Source organism: Micromonospora sp. A3M-1-15 (assembly GCF_024213425.1).
In the GTDB taxonomy this organism is placed as follows: domain Bacteria; phylum Actinomycetota; class Actinomycetes; order Mycobacteriales; family Micromonosporaceae; genus Micromonospora; species Micromonospora chersina.
Window position 1 is genome coordinate 587539 of record NZ_JANAVK010000002.1, and the last position, 21828, is coordinate 609366.

The following is a 21828-nucleotide window of genomic DNA, read 5'->3' on the forward strand; positions in this document are numbered from 1 at the left end:
CGGAGCCCGTCCGGCTCCGTACGAGGGGAGGTGATCGCGAGATGGAACCACGACGAGACCCGCGTGGCGCGCTGGTGCGACCGTACGCGGTCACCCGTGGCCGCACCGAGCCGTTGCAGAACATCGCGCTCGAGGCGGTGCTGTCCAGCACGCCCACCCAGTCGGCCGAGGCGCGGTTCGCCGGGCACGACAAGTACCGCATCGCCTCGGTCTGTGAGGGCCGGGCACAGTCGCTGGCGGAGATCGCCGCTTACACCCGGATGCCGCTGGGCGTCACCCGGGTGCTGGTCGCCGACATGGTGGCCGAGGGCCTGCTGACGCTACACACCGCCGCTCCCGCCACAGGGTTCGCGGCGCGGATGAACCTGCTTGGAAGGGTGCTAAGTGGACTTCGCGAACTATGACCCCGCGGGGGCGAGCCGCAGCCGGGAGATCATCTCCGCGAAGATCGTCATCGCGGGCGGCTTCGGGGTGGGCAAGACCACCCTGGTCGGCGCGATCTCCGAGATCCAGCCGCTGACCACCGAGGCGCTGATGACCGCGGCCGGCGTCGGTATCGACGACCCGTCGAAGGTGCCCGGCAAGGAGACCACCACGGTCGCCATGGACTTCGGCCGGATCACCATGGCCGAGGACCTGATCCTCTATCTCTTCGGCACGCCGGGCCAGACCCGCTTCTGGTTCATGTGGGACGAGATCATCCGGGGAGCGGTGGGCGCGGCCGTGCTGGTGGACACCCGCCGGATCACCGACGCCTTCGCGCCGCTGGACTACTTCGAGAACCGCAACCTGCCGTACGTGGTGGCGCTGAACCGGTTCGACGACGCGCCGCAGTACGAGCTGGAGGAGGTCCGCGAGGCGCTGGCGATCTCGCCGGACGTGCCGCTGGTGATGTGCGACGCGCGGCGGCGCGAGTCGGTCAAGCAGGTGCTGGTGACCGTGGTCGAGCACGCCATGCTCCGGCTCCAGGCCGAGCACGGCTTCGCGGCGCCGGTCGGCTGATTCCTCCGCCCGGCGGCGGGGTCAGTCGACCCGCAGCCGGTAGCCGCGCTTCACCACGGTCTGCACCACCCGGGGGGCGTCGAGCCCGACCCGCAGGCGGGCGACCGCCATCTCCACCGCGTGCTCGTCCGCGCCCCGGGGCAGGGTACGCAGCAGGGCGGTGCGGGACAGCACCTTCCCGGGCGCGGCCGCGAGCGCCCGCAGCACCGCCATCGGGGCCGGCGCGAGTGGGCGCAGCTCGCCGTCCACCACCGCGGCGTGGCCGCGCAGTGTCAGCAGGTGCCCGCCGGCCTTCACGGTCACCGTCCGGCGGGGCAGCTCGTCGACGATCGTCCGGACCAGGGCGCCGAGCCGGGCCCGGTTCGGGGCGCTCACCGGCACCCCTCGCCGCACCAGGGGCTCGGCCGTGACCGCGCCGACGCAACTGGCCAGCACGTCCCCGCGCAGGGCCGCCAGCACCGTCTCGGTCCGGTCGCCGGCCGCTCGCAGCAGCGCCTCGGCCGCCGGGGCGGAGGTGAACGTCACGGCGTCGACCATCCGCCCGGCGACCAGGTCGATCAGCCGGTGCAGCGGCGCCGGGTCGGTCGGCGGCGCCCAGCGGTAGACCGGCACCTCGATCACCGTGGCCCCGGCCGACTCCAGCGCCTCGGTGCACTCCGGCTGCCGCTCGCCGTGCAGTTGCAGCGCGATGACCTGGCCGGCCACCCCGCGCCGGACCAGGTGCTCGACCACCTCGTCGCAGCTCTCCGAGGCGGGGGACCAGTGCTCGCGCAGCCCGGCAGCCCGGATCGCCCCGGTCGCCTTGGGGCCGCGGGCCACCACGTAGGACCGGGCCAGCACGGCGCGCAGCGGCTCGGCCAGCCCCCAGCCCTCGGCCGCCTCCAGCCAGCCGCGCATCCCGATGCCGGTGTTCGCCATGAGCACGTCCGGCGGGCGCTCCAGGCAGGTCCGGGTGGCCTCGCGCAGGTCGGTGTCGTCGGCCAGCGGCACGATCCGCAGCGCGGGGGCGAGCACCACCCGGGCGCCCCGCCGCTGGAGCAGCGCGGCCAGCTCGTCGCGCCGCCGGTCCGCGGTGACCCCGATGGTGAAACCGGCCAATTCCTCCCGCATCTACCCCTCCTGTCGCAACCGCACCTCGACGAGGCCGTCCCGGCAGCGCACCTCGTGCCGCCGCAGCGCCACGCCCGGGAGGTCCAGGCACCGCCCGGTGGCCAGGTCGTAGACCTGCTTGTGCAGCGGGGAGGCGAGCGTCGGCAGGCCGCCGCGGCTGCCCACGATGCCCCGGGACATCACCTGCGCGCCGCCGACCGGGTCGAGGTTGTCGACCGCGTACAGCTCGCCGCCGGTGCGGAAGAGGGCCACCTGCACCCCGTCGACCAGGGCGGCCACGCCGCGGTCCGGGTCCAGCCGGTCCAGCGGGCAGACGGCCGTCCAGGCCAGCATCGTCGGGGCGCTCATCGCCGTACCTCCGGAAGGCCCAGCGCGACCGGCTGGCGGCTCCCGCCGGCGCCCGGCGGGGCGCCGCGGGCGGGCACCGGCTGGCCGCGCTCCACCGCGAAGCTGATGGACGGGTCGGGCACGTCGGGTGCGTTGACGAAGGAGGTGAAGCGGCGGAGCCGCTCCGGGTCCTCCAGCACGTCCCGCCACTCGTCGGAGTATCCGGCGACGTGCCGGGCCATGGCCGCGTCGAGTTCGGCGCAGAGCCCGAGCGAGTCGTCCACGAGCACCGCCCGGAGGTGGTCGAGGCCGCCGTCCATGGCCTCGATCCAGGCGGCGGTGCGCTGCAACCGGTCGGCGGTGCGGACGTAGTAGATCAGGAAGCGGTCGATCAGCTGGATCAGCGCCGCCGTGGACAGGTCGGTGGCGAACAGGTCGGCGTGCCGGGGCCGGAACCCGCCGTTGCCGCCGACGTAGAGGTTCCAGCCGGTCTCGGTGGCGATGATGCCGAAGTCCTTGCTGCGGGCCTCGGCGCACTCCCGGGCGCAGCCGGAGACCGCCGACTTGAGCTTGTGCGGGGCGCGCAGCCCCCGGTAGCGCAGTTCCAGCGCGACGGCCAGCCCGACCGAGTCCTGCACCCCGTACCGGCACCAGGTCTCGCCGACGCAGGACTTCACGGTCCGCAGCGCCTTGCCGTACGCGTGGCCGGACTCGAAGCCGGCGTCCACCAGCCGGCGCCAGATCTGCGGGAGCTGCTCGACCCGGGCGCCGAACAGGTCGATCCGCTGCCCACCGGTGATCTTGGTGTAGAGCCGGAAGTCCCGCGCCACCTCGCCGATCACGATCAGCTTCTCCGGGGTGATCTCGCCGCCGGGTATCCGCGGCACCACCGAGTAGCTGCCGTCGCGTTGCAGGTTCGCCAGGAAGTGGTCGTTGGTGTCCTGGAGGGACGCCTGCTCGCCGTCGAGCACGTGCCCGGTGCCCAGCGAGGCGAGGATCGAGGCCACCACCGGCTTGCAGATGTCGCAGCCGCGCCCGCGCCCGTGCTCGGCGATGAGCTGGGAGAAGGTGCGGATGCCCCGCACCCGGACGATGTCGAACAGTTCCTGCCGGCCGGCGTCGAAGTGCTCGCAGAGCGCGGTGGACTGCCGCACCCCGGCCGCGTCCAGGAGCTGCTTGAGCATCGGCACGCAGGAGCCGCAGCTCGTCCCTGCCCGGGTGCACGCCTTCAGGGCCGGCACGTCGGTCGCCCCGCCCGCGATGGCCGCGTCCAGGTCGGCCCGGGTCACCGCGTTGCAGGAGCAGACCTGTGCGGCGGCCGGCAGCGCGCCGGCCCCGGCGCCCGCACCGCCCGCCGGGGCCAGCAGCGCCAGCGGGGGAGCGGGCAGGGGCCCGCCGACACTCGCCCGCAGCGTCGGGTACGCGCTCGCGTCGCCCACCAGCACGCCGCCCAGCAGCGTCTTCGCGTCGTCGGAGAGGACCAGCTTCGCGTACGACCGGGTGGCCGGGTCGGTGAACGTGACGTCGAGGCAGCCCGGGGTGACGCCGTGCGCGTCGCCGAACGAGGCCACGTCCACCCCGAGCAGCTTGAGCTTGGTGGCGGTGTCCGCGCCCGGGAAGGTGGCCGCGCCGCCGAGCAGCCGGTCGGCGACCACCTCGGCGGTCGCGTACCCGGGGGCGACCAGGCCGTGGCAGGTGCCGTCCACGGCGGCGCACTCGCCGACCGCCCAGATCCGCTCGTCCGCCGTCCGGCAGCCCGCGTCGACGAGCACCCCGCCGCGCGGGCCGAGCGGCAGCCCGGCCGCCCGGGCCAGCTCGTCCCGGGGCCGGATGCCGGCGGCCACCACGACCAGGTCCGCCGCGACCGTGCGTCCGTCGGAGAGTTCCAGCGCGCCGACCGTGCCGTCCGGGCCGGGGCGCAGGGCACTCGTGGCCACCCCGAGGTACGTGGTGACGCCCAGTTCCTCGACGTAGCGGCGGAGCATGGCCCCACCCGCCTCGTCCACCTGCACCGGCATGAGCCGGGGCGCGAACTCGACCACGCTGGTGTCCAGGCCGAGCAGGCGCAGCGCGTTCGCCGCCTCCAGGCCCAGCAGCCCGCCGCCGATCACCGCCCCGGTGCGCCGGCCCTCGGCGTGCGCGCGGATCGCCGCCAGGTCGTCCAGTGTCCGGTAGACGAAGACCCCCGGCAGGTCGACGCCGCCGATCGGGGGCACGAACGCCGACGAGCCGGTGGCCAGCACCAGCGCGTCGTACGGGTGCTCGCCGGTCGCGGTCGTCACCACCCGCCGTGCCCGGTCGAGCGCCAGCGCCGGCTCGCCGAGCCGCAGGTCCACCCCGTCGTCGGGCGTGTGCAGGTTCAGCTCCTCGGCGCTCACCCCGTCGAAGAAGGCCGAGAGGCGCACCCGGTCGTACGCCGGCCGCCGCTCCTCGCCGAGCACCGTGACCTGCCAGCGCCGCTCCTGGTCCCGGGCCCGCAACGCCTCGACGAAGCGCTGCCCGACCATGCCGTTGCCGACGACCACCAGCCTGCCGCCACTCATGCCGGCACTCCGCTTCGCCGAACGGTCCGAGCCCCGGCCGCAACCGACGGCGCGGCACCATCGCCACAGCCTCGGCCGGGGGTCGGACTGTGAGCAGTGCCGTCATGAGGCACCGTCACACTGAGCCTGCTGATTCGCTCGCTCCGCTCGCTCATCGCGCCACCTCCACACGGTCCGTACTCGGTTCCTGGCGTCCCGCCACCGGATCCACCTCGGCCAGCCACCCGGCGATGCCGGCCACCGCGTCCCGGCAGCCGCCGCACCCGGTGGCCGCGCGGGTCGCCGCGGACAGCTCCGCGGCGGTCCGCGCGCCGGCGCGCCAGCACGCCACCAGGGCGCCCTTGCTCACGTCGTTGCACTGGCACACGGTGGCCGCGTCCGGCATCAGCGCCGGGGACGCGGCGGGCGTGGCCGGCGCCGCGCCGAACGCCCGCCCGAGCAGCAGCGACCGCCGGTCCGCCGGCACCGGCGCGCCGCGGTCGAAGAGCTGCACGACGGTGCCGACCGCCGGGTTGTCGCCGAGCAGGATGGCCCCGGTCAGCCGCTCGTCGCGGATCCGCAGCCGGGCGTACGTGCCCCGGGCCGGGTCGGCGAAGGTCAGCTCCTCGACCGGCCCGCCCCCGTCCGGCGCGTCGACGGCGTCGCCCATCGCGGCCAGGTCGATGCCGGCCGCCTTGAGCCGGGTCACCACGGGCCGCGGCCGGTAGCGGACCAGCGGGTCGGCGCCGGTCAGCACCTCGGCGACCACCCGGGCCTGCGCCCACGCCGGGGCGACCAGGCCGGTCAGCGTCCCGCCGTGCTGGGCGCAGTCCCCGATGGCCGAGATGCGCTGGTCGCTGGTGCGCATCCGGTCGTCCACCACCACGCCCCGGTCGACGGCCAGCCCGGCCGCGGCGGCCAGCGCGGTGTCCGGGCGTACGCCGCAGGAGAGGACCAGCAGGTCGGCCGCGAGCGAGTCGCCGTCGCCGAGGTCGAGGCGGACGCCGTCGGCGTCGGCGGTCACCCCGGTCGCCGTGACGCCCAGCCGGGTGCGCACCCCGAGCCCGGCGAGGGTGCCGGCGAGGACCGCGCCGGCCGGCTGGTCGAGCTGCCGTTCCATCAGGTGCCCGACCGGGTGGACCACCGTCACGTCCAGCCCCCGGGCGGCGAGCCCGCGGGCCGCCTCCAGCCCGAGCAGCCCGCCGCCGAGCACCAGGGCGCTGCGGGTGCCCTTCGCGGCGGCGAGGATCCGCCGGCAGTCGTCCAGGGTGCGGAACGGGACCACCCGATCGGGGAGCGGGTCGAGCCCGGGCAGCGGCGGCACCAGGGCCCGGCTGCCGGTGGCCAGGACCAGGTGGTCGTAGCCGTGCCGGTCGCCGTCGGCCGTGCGTACCTGGCGGGCGGCCCGGTCGACGGCGGTGACCGCGGTGCCGGTGCGCACGTCCGCGCCCTGCCCGGCGACCTCGGCCAGCTCCACGTCCGGTTCGTCGATCTTCCCGGCGAGCAGGGTGGAGAGCATGATCCGGTTGTACGCCCGGTGCGGCTCCGCCCCGAGCACGGTGACCTTGCGGTCCCCGTGCCGCGCGTGCAGTTCGGCGGCGAGGCGGGCGCCCGCCATGCCGTATCCCACGATGACGATTCGCTCGGTCATGCCTTCTCCACCCGGACGGCGCAGATCTTGAACTCGGGCATCCCGGAGACCGGGTCGACGGCGTCGTTGGTCACCGAGTTGGCGCGGGCCGCCCCCGGCCAGTGGAACGGCGCGAAGACGGTGTCCGGCCGGATCGCCGGGCTGAGCCGGGCCGGCGCGCGCAGCTCGCCCCGGCGGGAGACCACCCGGACCTCCTCGCCGTCGGCCACGCCGAGCCGGCCGGCCAGGTCGGGGTGCAGCTCGACGAAGCCGCCGGGGGCGGCCCTGCGCAGCGCGGCGACCCGCCGCGTCTGCGCGCCGGACTGGTACTGGGCGAGCACCCGGCCGGTGGTGAAGTGCAGCGGGTAGTCGGCGCAGACCGGCTCGGCGGCCGGCCGGTGGGTCACCGCCCGGAACCGGGCCCGGCCGTCCGGGGTGGGGAACCGGTCGGCGAAGAGCCGGGGGGTGTCCGGCCCGTCCTCGTCGGGGCAGGGCCAGAAGACGCCGGTGTCGGCGTCGATGCGGTCCCAGCTCACCCCGGCGTAGTCGGCCGGACCCCCGGCCGAGGCGCGGCGCAGCTCCGCGAAGACCTCCGCCGGGTCGGTGGGGAACGCGCCGGGTGCGTCGAGGCGGGCCGCCAGCCCGGCGAGGACGGCCAGGTCGGTGCGGACGCCGGGCGGGGGCTCCCGCAGGGCGCGGCGGCGCAGCACGCGACCCTCCAGGTTGGTCATGGTGCCGTCCTCCTCGGCCCACTGGGCGACGGGCAGCACCACGTCGGCCAGCTCGGCGGTCTCCGAGCGCAGGAGGTCGGCCACCACGAGCAGGTCCAGGTCGCGCAGCCGGGACTCCACTCGGGCCGCGCGGGGCGCGGACACCACCGGGTTGGAGCCGAACACCAGCAGCGCCCGGGGGCCGTGCGCGGTGCCGAGCGAGTCGAGGAGCTGGTAGGCCGGTACGCCGGGCCCGGGCAGCTCCGCGGGGTCGACGCCCCAGACCGCGGCCACGTGCTCCCGGGCCGCCGGGTCGTCGATCCGCCGGTAGCCGGGCAACTGGTCGGCCTTCTGCCCGTGCTCCCGGCCGCCCTGCCCGTTGCCCTGCCCGGTGAGGCAGCCGTAGCCGGAGCCGGGGCGGCCGGGCAGGCCCAGGGCGAGCGCCAGGTTGATGAACGCGGTGACCGTGTCGACGCCCTTGGCGTGCTGCTCCGCGCCCCGGGCGGTGAGGATGATCGCGCGGTCCACGGTGGCCAGGGCCCGGGCGGTCGCCTCCAGGTCGGCCACCGGCACGCCGGAGAGCCGCTCCGCCTCGGCCGGCCAGCAGCCGGCCACGGTCCGCCGGACCTCGTCGAAGCCGGTGGTCCGGTCGGCCACGTACGCCCGGTCGAGCCAGCCCTCGGTGAGCGCGATGTGCAGCAGCGCGTTGGCCACCGCCAGGTCGGTGCCGGGCAGCGGTTGCAGGTGCAGGTCCGCCTGGCGGGCGGTGGCGGTGAGCCGCGGGTCGACCACGATGAGCCGGCCACCCCGCTCGCGCTGGTCGGCGAGGTGGCGCATGAGCGGTGGCATGGTCTCGGCCGGGTTCGCGCCGACCAGCAGCAGGGTGTCCGCCCGGCCGAGGTCGGCGAGGGGGAAGGGAAGCCCCCGGTCGAGGCCGAAGGCGCGCATCCCGGCCGCCGCGGCCGAGGACATGCACCAGCGTCCGTTGTAGTCGATGTGCCGGGTGCGCAGCGCCACCCGGGCGAACTTGCCGAGCGCGTACGCCTTCTCGTTGGTCAGCCCGCCGCCGCCGAAGACCGCGACGGCGTCGCGCCCGTGCCGCTCCTGGACCGCGCGCAGCCCGGCGCTCACCCGGTCGAGCGCCTCGTCCCAGCCGGCTGGGCGCAGATCGCCGCCGGGCCGCTCCCGCAGCAGCGGGGTGGTCAGCCGGTCCGGGTGGTCGAGCAGGTCGGCGGCGGTCCAGCCCTTCTGGCAGAGGCCGCCCCGGTTGGTGGGGAAGTCGCGCGGCGCGACCTCGATCCGCTCCCCGGTCTGCCGCAGCACCATGCCGCACTGGAGCGCGCAGTACGGGCAGTGCGTGGCGGCCTCCCGGGGTGGCCGTACCCCCGGTCGCGTCGCCACGCGTGCACCGTCTGTCATGTCGGGAAAGCGTGCCGTCAGGCGGTTTCCGGTCCGGGTCTCTTCTGTTTCGGTCCTGTCAAGAGCACCTCACACCGCACGGGAGTGACGGGCCGGTCGGCAGGGCTTAGAATGTGGGACAGAAATCTCGGATTCTGGGAGGTCCGATGAGTGTGGCGGACGCGTTCGACGCGGTGGCGGGGAGCTACGACGCGGCCCGGCGCCGGCTCGTGCCCTGCTTCGACGCCTTCTACGGCACGGCCGTCGAGGTGGCCGCGCCGCCGCTGCGGGCGGCGCTCGCCGCCGGGCGCACCCCCGAGGTCCTGGACCTGGGCGCGGGCACCGGCCTGCTCTCCCTGCTGCTGGCCGCGGCGGTCCCCGGGGTGCGGCTCACCCTGGTCGACGCCGCGCCCGGCATGCTCGCGGTGGCCACCGGCCACCTGGCCGCCCGCGGGGTGCCGCACCGCACGGTGCTCGCCGACCTGGCCGACCCGCTGCCCGCCGGCCGCTACGACGCGGCGGTCTCCGCGCTGGCCATCCACCACCTGGACGACGACGGCAAGCGGGCGCTCTACCGGCGGGCAGCCGAGGCGCTCGCCCCGGGCGGCGTCCTCGTCAACGCCGAGCAGGTGGCCGGCCCGACCCCGGCCCTGGACCGGCGCTACGACGAGGTCTGGACGGCCCGGATCACCGAGCTGGGCTCGGACGCCGCGGAGATCGCCGGGGCCCGCGAGCGGATGCGGCACGACCGGCCCGCGCCGGTGACCGACCAGTGTCGATGGCTCGCCGAGGCCGGCCTGGTCGACGTGGACTGCTTCTTCAAGGAGTGGCGGTTCGCGGTGTTCGGGGGCCGGCGTCCCTGAGCGTGACCGGGTGTCCGGTTCGGCGACCGGTGCGAGCGGGGATGACTGACGGTCATACCGATGGGTAATCTGTCCGGCATGACCGCCAAGGTGACACTGTCGTTCTCCGACGAGACGATCGAGGAGGCGCGCCGGTTCGCCAAGCGGGAAGGGCTCTCCCTCTCCGCCTGGATGGACCGGGCCGCCCGCGAGAAGGCGCTGCGCGAGGTCTTCACCGCGCACGCCGAGGCGGTCGCCCGCGCCGGCCTGGACCTGGAGTCCGCCGCCCTGGCCGACGCCCAGGAGGCCGCGCTCGTCAACGACGCGCTGTTCGGCGGCGGGCGCCCGAGTGCTGCGTAGGGGAGAGATCTGGCGCATCTCCGGCGCCCGGGAACGGCTCGGCCTCGTCATCAGCTCCGACGTCTACAACTCCACCGCCGTGCCGATCGTGATCGTGGTCGAGGTGGTCGAGGAGTCGCTGCTGCGCGACTCGCCCCTGGCCGTGTCGATGGGCGGCTACGTGGTGATGCCCGACCGGCTCTCCTCGCCCATGAAGAAATGGTTCACCGAGTGCGTGGACGTGGCCGACACCGAGACCATGCAGCGGGTCGCCCGCGCGCTGCGCATCCTCCAGGAGATCTGAGGCGCTTCACCGCCGCCCGCAGGCGGACGTGCGATCTCCGTTTCCGGACCGACGCGCGACAGGCACGGCCGGGAAACCGCCCGTTCCTAGCGTCCCCCTCGTCACCGACGAGGAGGAGTCGCCGTGAGCACGCTCGCTTCGCCCACCACCCTGGCCCCGGCCGCCGCCGGCCGCCCGGGACGGATCACCGAATGGCGCCCGGAGGATCCGGAGTTCTGGGCCACGACCGGCGCGCCGGTCGCCCGCCGCAACCTGTACGTCTCGATCTTCGCCGAGCACGTCGGCTTCTCCGTGTGGAGCCTCTGGTCGGTGATGGTGCTCTTCCTGGGCCCCGAGTACGGCATCGACCCGGCCGGGAAGTTCCTGCTCACCGCCGTGCCGGCCGCGCTGGGCGCCGTGCTGCGGCTGCCGTACACCCTGGCGGTGGCCCGGTTCGGCGGGCGGAACTGGACCATCGTGAGCGCGCTGCTGCTGCTGGTGCCCGCGGTGCCCATGGCGGTGCTGATCGAGCCCGGCGTGTCGTACGCCACGCTCATGGTGCTGGCCTGCCTGACCGGCGTGGGCGGCGGCAACTTCGCCTCGTCCATGGCGAACATCAACCTGTTCTTCCCGGACCGGCTCAAGGGCCGGGCGCTCGGGCTCAACGCCGGCGGCGGCAACCTCGGCGTGCCGGCCGTGCAGCTCGTCGGGCTGGCGGTGCTGGCCACCGCCGGCGCCGCGTACCCCCGGCTGGTGCCGGCGGTCTACCTGCCGCTGATCGTGCTCGCGGCGCTGGCCGCGGCGCGCTGGCTGGACAACGTCCCGGGGGCGCGCAACGAGCCCGGCGCGCTGCGCGCGGCGGCCCGCGACCCGCACACCTGGGTGATGTCCGTGCTCTACATCGGCACCTTCGGCTCGTTCATCGGCTTCGGGTTCGCCTTCGGCCAGGTGCTCCAGCTCCAGTTCCACGACCGGTTCCCCACCCCGGTCAACGCCGCCTGGCTGACCTTCCTCGGGCCGCTGACCGGCTCGCTGATCCGGCCGTTCGGCGGCCAGCTCGCCGACCGGCTCGGCGGGGCCCGGGTCACCTTCTGGAACTTCGTGGCGATGGCCGCCGGCGCCGGGCTGGTGCTCCACGCCGCCCGGGACCGGTCCTTCCCGCTCTACCTGGCCGGGTTCCTGGCGCTCTTCGTCTTCTCCGGGATCGGCAACGGGTCGACGTACAAGATGATCCCGGCGATCTTCCGGGCCCGCGCGGCCGCCGAGGCGGAGCTGACCGGGGACCGGGAGGCGGCCGAGCGACGGGCCCGGCGGCTCTCCGGGGCGTTGATCGGCATCGCGGGGGCGGTCGGCGCCTCGGGCGGGGTGCTGGTGAACGTGGCGTTCCGGCAGTCGTTCCTGACCGCCGGCACCGCCGACGCCGCCTACCTGGCCTTCATCGCCTGGTACGCGCTCTGTTTCCTGGTGACCTGGGTGGTGTACCTGCGGCCCGGCCCGCGTAAGCTGGCCGGCGTGTGACCTCCGCCATGGGAAAGGCGCAGGCCACGCGGGGTGGCACCCCGTTTTGACCTGCCGCCGGGCGGCCGGGTATCGTTGCCTGCTGTTGTACGACATTCTTAGGCGTGCCGCATCAGGTACGCTTGGTCGTTCGTGCGCGCCTGGTCACCTCGGCGCGCGACCCCAGACCGACGACGAGACAAGGTAGACCTGTGCGTACGTACAGCCCGAAGCCGGGTGAGATCGAGCGTCAGTGGCACGTCATCGACGCCTCTGATGTCGTGCTGGGCCGCCTCGCGACCCACGCCGCCACGCTGCTGCGTGGTAAGCACAAGCCGACTTTCGCGCCGCACGTCGACACGGGCGACTTCGTCGTCATCGTGAACGCGGGCAAGGTCGCGCTGACCGGCAACAAGCGCCAGACCAAGATCGCTTACCGCCACTCCGGCTACCCGGGTGGTCTGAAGCAGGTCGGCTACGACGAGCTGCTGACCAAGCGGCCCGAGCGGGCCATCGAGCTGGCCGTGAAGGGCATGCTCCCGCACAACAAGCTGGGCCGCCAGATTCTCAAGAAGCTGAAGGTCTACGCCGGTGCCGAGCACCCGCACGGCGCGCAGCAGCCGGTGCCGTTCGAGATCAAGCAGATCGCGCAGTGAGCGCGGGCGAAGGAAGCAGCATGACCGACATCACCGCCACCGAGGTCGCCCCCGAGGCCACCGAGGCGCCGGCGCCCGTCGCGCGCGCGCCTCGTGGCGACCGCCCGATCCAGACCGTGGGTCGGCGCAAGGAGGCCATCGTCCGGGTCCGCATCGTCCCGGGCAGCGGCAAGATCACCTGCAACGGCCGCGACCTCGAGGCCTACTTCCCGAGCAAGGTGCACCAGCAGCTCATCAAGGACCCGCTGGTCACCGCCGAGAAGCCCGAGGCCTTCGACGTGATCGCCAACCTGCGGGGCGGCGGCACCACCGGCCAGGCCGGCGCGCTGCGGCTCGCCATCGCCCGGGCGCTGATCGTCAACGAGCCCGACGACCGCCCGGCCCTGAAGAAGGCCGGCTTCCTGACCCGTGACGCCCGGGTCAAGGAGAGCAAGAAGTACGGCCTCAAGAAGGCCCGTAAGGCTCCCCAGTACTCGAAGCGCTGATCACCACCAGCGCCGTGTACTTCTGACGGACGGCCGGGTCCACCTCCCCCTCCCCGGGAGAGGTGGCCCGGCCGTTCCGCTTTTCTCCTCTCAACGGCAGTCCATCGGAGGTTGGCGGGTATGGGCCGGTTGTTCGGCACGGACGGCGTACGCGGGCGGGCGAACGCGGATCTCACCCCGGAGTTGGCGCTCGCGGTGGCGGTGGCCGCCGCCCACACGCTGGCCGAGACCGACAAGAGCCATCCGCCGCTCGCCGTGGTCGGCCGGGACACCCGGGCCAGCGGCGAGATGCTGGAGGCCGCCGTGGTCGCCGGGCTGACCAGCGCCGGCGCCAACGTGGTCCGGGTCGGCGTGCTGCCCACCCCCGCGGTCGCGTTCCTCACCGCCGAGGCCAAGGCCGACCTGGGCGTCATGCTCTCCGCCTCGCACAACCCGATGCCGGACAACGGCATCAAGCTCTTCGCCGCCGGCGGGCACAAGCTGCCCGACGAGATCGAGATGCGGATCGAGGCCGCCGTCGAGGCCAACGCCACGACCGCCTGGGAGCGCCCGATCGGCGCCGGGGTCGGCCGGGTGCACGACCTGCTCGACGGCGCCGACCACTACGTTCAGCACCTGGTCGGCACCGTGCCGCACCGGCTGGACGGCATCAAGGTCGTGGTCGACTGCGCCAACGGCGCGGCCGCCGACGTCGCCCCGGTGGCGTACCGGGAGGCCGGCGCCGAGGTGATCGCCATCTACGCCGAGCCGGACGGCCTGAACATCAACGACGAGTGCGGCTCCAACCACATCGACGCGCTGCGCGCCGCCGTGGTCGAGCACGGCGCGCACCTCGGCATCGCCCACGACGGCGACGCCGACCGCTGTGTCGCGGTCACCGCCGACGGCGAGGAGGTCGACGGCGACCAGGTCATGGCGATCCTCGCCCTGGCCATGCGGGAGGCCGGCGAACTGACCCAGGACACCCTGGTCGCCACCGTGATGAGCAACCTCGGCCTGCGGCTGGCGATGTCCGCGCAGGGCATCCGGCTCGTCGAGACCAAGGTCGGCGACCGGTACGTGCTGGAGGAGCTGCGCGCCTCCGGCCTGGCGCTCGGCGGCGAGCAGAGCGGGCACATCGTGATGCCCGCGTACGCGACCACGGGCGACGGCGTCCTGACCGGGCTGCACCTGATGTCCCGGATGGCGCAGACCGGGAAGTCGTTGGCCGAGCTGGCGTCGGTGGTCACCAAGCTGCCCCAGGTGCTGATCAACGTGCCGGTGGGCGACCGCACCGTCGGCGCCGCCGCGCCGGCCGTCCGCGCCGAGGTGGAGCGGGCCGAGGCCGAGCTGGGCGAGACCGGCCGGGTGCTGCTCCGCCCGTCGGGCACCGAGCCGCTGGTGCGTGTCATGGTCGAGGCCGCCACCGAGGCGACCGCCCGGGCCGTCGCCGAGCGCATCGCGGATCAGGTCCGCAGCGCCAGCCCGGCGGCCTGACCGTCTACAAACGCAGCCGCGTGACCCGGTCGTAGGTGTCGGCCGGGTCCTCGCCGTCGGTGAGGTCGACGTCCTCGACGACCCGGCCGTCGCCGAGGCGGACCAGGCGGTCGCACCGGGCGGCGACGGCCTGCTCGTGAGTGGCGAGCAGGATCGTCATCCCGTGCCGGTCGCGCAGGTCGAGCAGCAGGTCGAGGATCTGGGCGCCGGTGGTCGAGTCGAGGTTGCCGGTCGGCTCGTCGGCCAGCAGCAGGCGGGGCGCGCCCATCAGGGCCCGGGCGATCGCCACCCGCTGCTGCTGGCCACCGGAGAGCTGAGCCGGCAGCGCCCGTTCCCGGCCGGCGAGCCCCACCGCGTCCAGCAGCTCCCGCGCACGGGCCGCGTGGTCGGCGCGGCCCCGACGGGGCAGCACCGGAGCGATCACGTTGTCCAGCACGGTCAGCGCGGGCAGCAGGTGGTAGCGCTGGAAGACGAAGCCGACCCGCTGGCGGTACCGGGCCAGCGCCGCCCGGCGCAGCGCGGTGACCTCCACGTCGTCGACCGTCACCGTGCCCCGGTCCGCCTGCTCGATCGCGCCGATCAGGTGCAGCAGCGTGGACTTGCCGGAACCGCTCGGCCCGGTCAGCGCCACCACCGATCCCGCCGCGATCTCCAACGACACGTCGTCGACGGCCGTGAGCCGCTCGGTGCCGCTGCGGAACTGCCGGACCAGCCCGGCGATGCGTATCGTGCTGCCCGTCGTCTCGTGCATGGTCACTCCTCTGCCAGCAGTCGTGCGGTGGGAAGGCGGCGCAGCAGCGCGGCCGGGACGAGCGCCGCCAGGCAGGTGACCAGCACTCCGGCCAGCGCCACGGCGGCAGCCACCGCCACCAGCGCCGCGGGCAGTTCGCCGACCAGCCAGGCCGCCCCGCCGAGCCCCAGGCCGGCGCCGGTGACCGCGCCCAGCGCGCCGAGCGCCAAGCCCTCGTAGCCGATGAGGCGGCCCAGCGCGGCGTCGGTCCAGCCGGTGGCGCGCAGCGTGGCGAGCTCGGCGGCCCGGTCCCGGATGTTCAGGTAGAGCACGTCGGCCACCGCGCCGGCCCCGAGCAGCACCGTGGCCACCGCCGCGAGCGCGTCCGCGCCGCGCACGCTGAGCGACACGGTGTCACCGAGCAGGCTGCCCACGATCGCACCCCGGAAGGCGTAGGCGGTGGCGGCGACAAGGGTCAGCGCGGCCACCCCGATGGCCAGCGCCCCCGCGCCCAGCACGGTGCGGCCGGGGCTGCGCAGCAGGTTCACCAGGGCGAGGCCGGGCAGGGTGCGTGGTCGGCGTACCCACCGGGCGCTGGCCACCGGCGGGCGCAGCGCGGCGGCCGGGTGGGCGCGCGCGGCTCGTAGCGCCGGCGCCAGGCCGGCGACCAGCGCCAGCAGCAGAGCCACCGGTACGGCGAGCAGCGCCCGTTCCCAGTCGACGCGTATACCCAGGGCGGCGCCGAGCGGGAAGGCGAGGCCGACCGCCAGCACCCCGGCGGCCAGGCCCAGCGTGGCGACCTCGCCGAGGAGGAGCGCGCCGATCTGGCGGGCCGGCCAGCCGAGGCAGGCGAGCACCGCCAGCTCCGGCCGGCGGTCCCGGACGGCGGCGGAGACCGCGTTGCCGAGGAAGAGCACGCAGACCACCAGCACCAGCAGGAAGAGTGCGGCGCTCTTGCGGTCGACGGCCTTCGTGATGGTGGAGGCGACGCCCAGTGCGGACCAGTTCTCGGTCAACCGCAGGTCGGGGCGGCCGAACGCGCCGGCCGGCAGCTCGACGGTCTGCGGCGCGGGGGAGGAGCCGAGCGTGATGTCGACGTCGAGGCCGGTGGCTTGAGCGATCCGCTCTGCGATCAGCCGGACCCGCTCGGCGGACCGCTCGCTGTAGCCGTGCACGTCGGCGACCCGGACCCGGATGGCGCTGATGGGCGCGGTCCGCTGCGGGCTGCCGCTGCCCTCCAAGAGCTTGGGTAGGCTGGCCAGGCTGGTCAGCAGCAACGGCGGCGCGGACAGGTAGCCGGATGGGTTTCCGCTGGGCTCCAGCGGCCGGCCGCCCAGCGCGGCCCGGCTACGGTCGTCGGCGCCCTCGGCGGCGGGCGGCTCGTACGTCTCCAGCGGCACCCGGCCGAGGTCGCTGAAGCCCGCCAGCTTCTCCGGGTCGAACACGCCGACGGCCCGCCACTGCCGGAACGGGGTGATGCTCCCGCCGCTGGGCAGGGAAAGCCGGCGCAGGGTACGCGCCCCGACGTCCTCGGTGAGCCACGGACGGGGCAGCCAGCTGAAGTCGCGTTCGTTCCCGAAGACCGCCGAGTCGGCCGGCGGCACGGCGGCGGCGCGCAGGTCACCACCGGGTCGTTCCTCGTACGCCACCGCGCCGGGTTGCGTGATGACCTGCAGTTGCCCGAAGCAGCAACTGCCCTGCTCGGAGACCCCGGTCGCGAGCTCGGCCCGGTAGGCCTCGGCCAGATCGGCCCGGACCACCCCGGCCGGCGTGCTGGCGGCCCGTCGGAGCCGGTCCTCCAGCTCGATGGCCGGCATCCCGGCCGGCCGGGCGGTGGGCAGCCGGGTGAGCGTCGCCCGCACCTCGCTGTCGAGGTAGGGGCGGCTCGTCGCCAGCACCGGCACCGTCCGGTTGAGGGCGGTGCCGAGCAGCTTCTCGGTCACCACGTCATCAGCCCGCAGGGAGCGGCCGTCCGTCAGGGTGCCGGCCAGGCCGACGAGGCGCTGCTCAGCGTCCGGGTCCACGGCGGCGAGCAGGAACGGCACGGTGACGGGCTCGACCAGCATCAGCCGGTCCGAGGTCGCCGTGACGGCGTCGCCGTTCTTCGCGAGAACACCGTTCTCCGCCTCGAAGCGGCCGTCCGGCAGGAGCCGGACCGGGGTGACCCACCAGTTGTCCCGCTCGGAGAGCGTGCCGCGGTTGCCGAGGAGGTCACCGCGCTGCGGGTCGCAGATCGGCCGGCTGCCGCCGTCCGGCTGCACCTCGCGCGCGACCGGTCCGCAGACGTCGTCCACGGGGTGGCGCTCGCCGTCGCTGTAGCGCAACTCGCCTGCGGCCGCCGGATCGAAGACGGGATGGATGAGGGGGTGCTTGGTCACGTACACGTAGCGCGGCTTGCCGGCCGCCCGGGACATGCCGCGCTCGGCGACATAGGTGGGGTCGACCCGGATCACCTGCCGATCGAGTGACCGGTCGACCGCCGCGGTGAGGTCCAGCCGCAGAGGTACCGCCGAGGTCGAGTAACCGATCATCGCGATGGGCGCCGCCACGTCCACCCCGGCGACGGCCCGGACCCGCTCGTACTGGTCGATGGTGATGCCGCCGTATGTGTCGGAGAGATAGTTGGGCCGGACCAGCCCGCGCGCGGCCTCCAGCGGCGTGCGCGTCCCTTTCGGACGGACCAGGATCTCGTACGCGGCGCGCGTGTTCCGCTCGACGGTGCCGGTGACGGCGAGCCGCGAGGTGGTGGTGGCGCCGGTCAGGACGGTGAAGCCGGCGGTCGCCACCAGCACGCCGACCAGCAGCGCCACCGACCGTCCCGCACGGCCACGAAGCTGCCCCCAGATGACGTGGAACATGTCGCGCCTCCCCGTGTGCTGTCCACACTGTGCGCGATACATTGTGACAATGCAAGGCCCCGCACGGGTGCCTGTCCGGAACCGGATCGGAGGAGACGGTGGCGATCCAGCATGCGGTCCTGGCCCTGCTCGCCCGCGGCCCCAGCTACGGATACGAGCTGAAGGGGGCTTTCGAAGGGGCGGTCGGCCCGCAATGGGGTCCGCTCAACATCGGGCACCTCTACCAGATCCTCGACCGGCTCTCCCGGGACGAACTCGTGGTCGCCGAGCGGCAGGCCCAACCGGTCAAGCCCGACCGGGTGGTCTACGAGATCACCCCTGCCGGCCGTGCCGAACTCGATCGCTGGCTCGCCGAGCCCAGCCCGCGCAGCGGCGGCTTCCGGGACGACTTCTTCCTGAAGGTCACCGCCGCGGCCAGGTCGGGCGAGGCGGGAACCGTCCGCACCGTGCTCGCCAACCAGCGCGCCCACCTCATGCGGGAGCTGCGCAACCTGGACGGCCTGCGCCGCCGGGCCGACGACCGGGTGGTCCGGCTGCTGCTCTCGGCCGCCAGCCGGCACGTCGAGGCCGACCTGGCCTTCGTTGACGACGCCGAGTCGGCGCTGCTGGCCGACGGGGGCGCGGTGCTCGCCGAACTCGCCGCCAACCGCCCGCCGGCCGCCACGGCGGAAGCGGAGCCTGGGCCGGCCCGGGCCACCGGCTGACCCGGTCGGTCGATCCCACCGTGCCGGCCCGGCCGCCCACGTCCGGTCGGGCGCTGCCTTCCGTGCGATCCAGCGGGTCCTGCCGCGGGGGTGCGGCTTCAGGACGACGGCAGGCGGCGGAGGAAGCGGTCGGCCAGGTCGAGGATCTGGTCGGCGTCCAGCTCCAGCGCGGGGCCGGCCACCGTGACCTCGGTCAGCGCCAGGCCCGGCACCTCGGTGTCCCGCCAGCCGCCCGCGAACCACGCCTTCTCCTCCTCGGCGAGGGCGAGGTTGGCCGCGTTCAGGTCCTCCGCGGGGTACGGCAGCCACAGGCGGAACTGGTGGGTGTGCGGCGGCGCCGGATGGACCCGCGCGCCGGGCACGCCGGCCAGCGCCTCGGCCACCCGCTTCGCGTGCGCCACGTAGCCGGCCAGCCGGGGCAGCTCCCGCTCCAGGCCGGCCAGCGCGGCGAGGGCCGCCGGCCACTGCTGGAACAGGGTGCCCCCGTAGCGGTGCCGCCAGGCGCGGGCGTACCGGACCAGCTCCGCGTCGCCGGCGAGGGCCGCCCCGGAGTGGCCGCCCAGGGACTTGTAGAACGAGACGTACGTGCTGTCGGCCAGGGCCGCGATCTCGGCCGTCGAGCGCCCCAGGTGGACGGTGGACTCCCAGAGCCGGGCCCCGTCCAGGTGCACCCGGGCGCCCCGCTCGCGAGCGGCGCCGACCACCGCGACCAGCTCGTCCCAGGTCGGCAGGACGAAGCCGGCGTCCCGCAGCGGCAGCTCCAGGAACAGCGTGCCGATCGGCTCGTCGAGCGCGGCCACCTCCTCGGCCGTCGGGTTGCGCGGCGCCTCCGTGGTCCGCACCGCACGCAGCCCGCCGAGCACCGCGTACGCGTCGCGCTCGTGCAGCAGCGGGTGGCTGAGCGGGTGCAGGCCGACCCCGTCCCGGCCGGTCAGCTCGGCGCCGTGGCGCATCGCCACCTGCTGGGCCATCGTGCCGGTGGGGAAGAAGGCGGCCGCCTCCGTGCCGAGCAGCTCGGCGACCCGGCGCTCCAGCTCCTCCACCGCCCCGCCCTCGCCGTAGAAGTCGGGCAGCAGGTCCTCCGGCACGACCGCGCCGAGCGTCGTGAGCTGCTCCCGCACCGAGGCCGGCCGGACGCCGGAGAGCACCGTGTCACAGTCGCGCTGGGCGGCGAGCCGGCGCATCCGGTCGGCGTACGCGTCGGTCATCCGTCCTCCCTGAGCCGGCGCAGCCGGGTGACCGCCTCGGCGAGCACCTCGGGCCGCTTGCAGAACGCGAACCGGACCAGCCGCCGGCCCGCCTCCGCGTCGTCGTAGAAGACCTGGGTCGGCACCGCCACCACGCCGCAGCGCTCCGGCAGCGACCGGCAGAACTCCACCCCGTCCCGCCCGCCGAGCGGGGTGACGTCGGCGGTGACGAAGTACGTCCCCTCCGGCGCGAGCACGCCGAACCCGGCGTCGGTGAGGCCGGCGACGAGCTGGTCCCGCCGCTGCTGGAGGCCGTCCCGGAAATCGGCGAAGTAGGCGTCCGGCAGGCCGAGCGCCACGGCCACGGCCGGTTGCAGCGGGCCGGCGTTGACGAAGGTGAGGAACTGCTTCACCCGCAGCACCGCGGCGACCAGCGGCGCCGGGCCGCTCACCCAGCCGGCCTTCCACCCGGTGCAGGAGAACGTCTTGCCGGCGGAGGAGATGCGCAGGGTCCGCTCGCGCATGCCGGGGAGCGTCGCCAGCGGCAGGTGCGAGGCGGCGGCGTCGGTGAAGACCAGGTGCTCGTAGACCTCGTCGGTGACCGCGTACGCGCCGTGTTCCTGGCACAGCTCGGCCACCAGGGCCAGCTCGTCGGCGGTGAAGACCTTGCCGGTCGGGTTGTGCGGGGTGTTCAGCAGCACCAGCCGCGTACGCGGCCCGAACGCCCCCCGCAGCTCCGCCGGGTCGAAGGCGTAGCGGCCGTCGGCGGCGGGACGCAGCGTCACCGGGCGGCGGACCGCGCCGGCCAGGGCGATCGAGGCCGCGTACGAGTCGTAGTACGGCTCGAAGCACACCACCTCGTCGCCCGCCTCGCAGAGGGCGAGGATGCTCGCCGCGATCGCCTCCGTGGCGCCCGCGGTCACCACGATCTCGCCGTCGGGGTCGTATTCCAGGCCCCAGAACCGGCGCTGGTGGGCCGCGACGGCCGCGCGCAGCGCCGGGATGCCCGGACCTGGCGGGTACTGGTTGTGGCCGGACCGCAGCGCCTCGGCGGCCGCGGCGAGCATCTCCGGCGGCCCGTCGGTGTCGGGGAAGCCCTGCCCGAGGTTGACCGCGCCGGTGCGCACGGCCAGCGCCGACATCTCGGCGAAGATGGTGGTGCCGAACGGCCGCATCCGGGCCACCAGCGGATCCGTCGTCGTCACGCCGGCCAGCCTACGGCCCGCCGCCGACGCCGCAAGACCGCCGCGTCCCCGCCGCCGGCGTCACCAGCCGAAGCAGGTCGCCCCCCACTCGCCCGAGTCCTGCGAGACGACCTTCCCGTTGATGGTGATCCGGCAGCTCGCCTCGCCCGAGCCGGTGGGCGACGCGATGATCTGCACCCGTTCCCGGTCGTTGGCGGTGAACGCCAGCCGCCACGGCGGCGGCACCCCGTCGATCTGGAGGAAGTCGGCGTTGGCGTCGTAGAACTGGATGTCGACGGCGCCGGTGCCGCCAACCTCGTACCGGACTGTGAACCGGCCGGGTCCGCCGGACGGGGTGGTGGCGGGCACCGGCGGCGCGGCGTCCGTGGGGTCCTCGGCGAGACCGCCGTCCGGCTCGTCGAACTCCGGGTCGTAGGGCTGGCCGGAGGTGGTCGAGTCGTCGACGAAGCTGCCGAGGACACCCAGCCCGACGCAGCCGCAGAAGGCGAGCACCAGGGCGATGACCACGGTCACCACGACGGGCACGACCCACCCGCCGCTCGACCGGCGCGGCGCCGCCGTGGGGTACGCGTAGGGCGGCGGGTAGCCGACCGGCGGCCAGCCCGGCCCCGGGGCGCCGCCGGGCCAGGGCGGCACGGGCGGGCCACCGGCCGGGCCCGGTGCCGGGACGGCCGGGCGCGGCGTGCCGCCCGGGGCGGTCGGATCGTGGGGCACCGTCCAGCCGGCGGCCCCCGGGACTGCCGTCGGATCCGCGCCGGCGCCGGGCGGCGGAGCCGCTTCAGGCGCGCCCGGCGCCGCCGGTCCCGGCGGGCCCCACGGATCAGGAGTCCCGCCGGGCGCGGCGGATCCGGGCGGGCCCCACGGATC

20 protein-coding genes are annotated in these 21828 nt (G+C 75.0%); 10 read left to right on the top strand and 10 right to left on the bottom strand.

Annotated elements, in window-relative coordinates:
* Positions 1-41 precede the first annotated feature (41 nt).
* Both NLX85_RS12545 and NLX85_RS12550 read left to right on the top strand, forming a co-directional pair.
* Positions 42-404 (top strand): DUF742 domain-containing protein, encoded by a 363-nt coding sequence (locus NLX85_RS12545; protein WP_254334676.1) that lies wholly within the window; start codon positions 42-44, stop codon positions 402-404.
* Positions 385-1002 carry an ATP/GTP-binding protein gene (locus tag NLX85_RS12550; protein ID WP_254334678.1) on the top strand — a complete coding sequence of 206 codons (618 nt, stop codon included), beginning with the start codon at positions 385-387 and terminating at the stop codon, positions 1000-1002. The genes NLX85_RS12545 and NLX85_RS12550 overlap by 20 nt, the downstream gene beginning before the upstream one ends.
* A gap of 21 nt (positions 1003-1023) precedes the next feature.
* On the opposite strand, the gene NLX85_RS12555 is transcribed toward NLX85_RS12550, so the two are convergent.
* The 5 genes from NLX85_RS12555 to NLX85_RS12575 form a co-directional block, all read right to left on the bottom strand.
* The gene (locus NLX85_RS12555) at positions 1024-2112 is read right to left on the bottom strand and encodes a uroporphyrinogen-III synthase (RefSeq protein WP_254334679.1); all 1089 of its coding nucleotides are present in this window, start codon (positions 2110-2112) and stop codon (positions 1024-1026) included.
* On the bottom strand, positions 2113-2460 hold the full coding sequence (gene nirD, locus NLX85_RS12560; RefSeq protein ID WP_254334680.1) for a nitrite reductase small subunit NirD: 348 nt from the start codon (positions 2458-2460) through the stop codon (positions 2113-2115).
* A complete protein-coding gene (nirB, locus tag NLX85_RS12565) occupies positions 2457-4982 on the bottom strand; it encodes a nitrite reductase large subunit NirB (RefSeq protein WP_254334681.1) in 2526 nt (841 codons plus the stop codon). Before nirB ends, nirD begins: the two co-directional genes overlap by 4 nt.
* A 151-nt stretch (positions 4983-5133) precedes the next feature.
* Positions 5134-6612, bottom strand: coding sequence for an FAD-dependent oxidoreductase (locus NLX85_RS12570; protein ID WP_254334682.1), 1479 nt, complete (start codon positions 6610-6612; stop codon positions 5134-5136).
* Entirely contained in the window at positions 6609-8720 is a 2112-nt protein-coding gene (locus NLX85_RS12575) for a molybdopterin oxidoreductase family protein (RefSeq protein WP_256566682.1), read from the bottom strand. Before NLX85_RS12575 ends, NLX85_RS12570 begins: the two co-directional genes overlap by 4 nt.
* Before the next feature lie 146 nt (positions 8721-8866).
* On the opposite strand from NLX85_RS12575, the gene NLX85_RS12580 reads away from it, so the two are divergent.
* The 7 genes from NLX85_RS12580 (at position 8867) to glmM (ending at position 14277) form a co-directional block, all read left to right on the top strand.
* Complete coding sequence (locus NLX85_RS12580; RefSeq protein WP_254334683.1) at positions 8867-9562, top strand: class I SAM-dependent methyltransferase; 696 nt, start codon at positions 8867-8869, stop codon at positions 9560-9562.
* A gap of 78 nt (positions 9563-9640) precedes the next feature.
* Positions 9641-9901, top strand: coding sequence for a DUF6364 family protein (locus NLX85_RS12585; protein WP_254335541.1), 261 nt, complete (start codon positions 9641-9643; stop codon positions 9899-9901).
* Entirely contained in the window at positions 9891-10184 is a 294-nt protein-coding gene (locus NLX85_RS12590) for a type II toxin-antitoxin system PemK/MazF family toxin (RefSeq protein WP_189195457.1), read from the top strand. Before NLX85_RS12585 ends, NLX85_RS12590 begins: the two co-directional genes overlap by 11 nt.
* 123 nt (positions 10185-10307) lie before the next feature.
* Entirely contained in the window at positions 10308-11681 is a 1374-nt protein-coding gene (locus NLX85_RS12595) for an MFS transporter (RefSeq protein WP_254334684.1), read from the top strand.
* A gap of 191 nt (positions 11682-11872) precedes the next feature.
* Positions 11873-12316, top strand: a complete 444-nt coding sequence (gene rplM, locus NLX85_RS12600) for a 50S ribosomal protein L13 (protein WP_091262713.1) — start codon at positions 11873-11875, stop codon at positions 12314-12316.
* 20 nt (positions 12317-12336) lie between these two features.
* Positions 12337-12801 carry a 30S ribosomal protein S9 gene (gene rpsI, locus NLX85_RS12605; RefSeq protein ID WP_107077252.1) on the top strand — a complete coding sequence of 155 codons (465 nt, stop codon included), beginning with the start codon at positions 12337-12339 and terminating at the stop codon, positions 12799-12801.
* Positions 12802-12921: 120 nt separating this feature from the next.
* A complete protein-coding gene (glmM, locus tag NLX85_RS12610) occupies positions 12922-14277 on the top strand; it encodes a phosphoglucosamine mutase (RefSeq protein ID WP_254334687.1) in 1356 nt (451 codons plus the stop codon).
* Between the two features lie 4 nt (positions 14278-14281).
* Here glmM and NLX85_RS12615 read toward each other — a convergent pair whose 3' ends face one another.
* Both NLX85_RS12615 and NLX85_RS12620 read right to left on the bottom strand, forming a co-directional pair.
* A complete protein-coding gene (locus NLX85_RS12615; protein ID WP_254334689.1) occupies positions 14282-15028 on the bottom strand; it encodes an ABC transporter ATP-binding protein in 747 nt (248 codons plus the stop codon).
* Between the two features lie 2 nt (positions 15029-15030).
* Complete coding sequence (locus NLX85_RS12620; RefSeq protein ID WP_254334691.1) at positions 15031-17865, bottom strand: FtsX-like permease family protein; 2835 nt, start codon at positions 17863-17865, stop codon at positions 15031-15033.
* 98 nt (positions 17866-17963) lie between these two features.
* Here NLX85_RS12620 and NLX85_RS12625 point away from each other — a divergent pair, with 98 nt between their 5' ends.
* Positions 17964-18569, top strand: a complete 606-nt coding sequence (locus tag NLX85_RS12625) for a PadR family transcriptional regulator (protein WP_254334693.1) — start codon at positions 17964-17966, stop codon at positions 18567-18569.
* Between the two features lie 98 nt (positions 18570-18667).
* Here the strand turns inward: NLX85_RS12625 and NLX85_RS12630 are convergent, their stop codons facing one another.
* Genes NLX85_RS12630 through NLX85_RS33415 form a run of 3 tightly spaced genes read right to left on the bottom strand, consistent with a single transcriptional unit; the run spans position 18668 to position 21675 of the window.
* Positions 18668-19777 carry a low specificity L-threonine aldolase gene (locus tag NLX85_RS12630; protein WP_254334695.1) on the bottom strand — a complete coding sequence of 370 codons (1110 nt, stop codon included), beginning with the start codon at positions 19775-19777 and terminating at the stop codon, positions 18668-18670.
* Positions 19774-20961, bottom strand: coding sequence for a pyridoxal phosphate-dependent aminotransferase (locus tag NLX85_RS12635; RefSeq protein ID WP_254334696.1), 1188 nt, complete (start codon positions 20959-20961; stop codon positions 19774-19776). Before NLX85_RS12635 ends, NLX85_RS12630 begins: the two co-directional genes overlap by 4 nt.
* Before the next feature lie 60 nt (positions 20962-21021).
* A complete protein-coding gene (locus tag NLX85_RS33415) occupies positions 21022-21675 on the bottom strand; it encodes an MmpS family transport accessory protein (RefSeq protein ID WP_254334697.1) in 654 nt (217 codons plus the stop codon).
* Positions 21676-21828 lie beyond the last annotated feature (153 nt).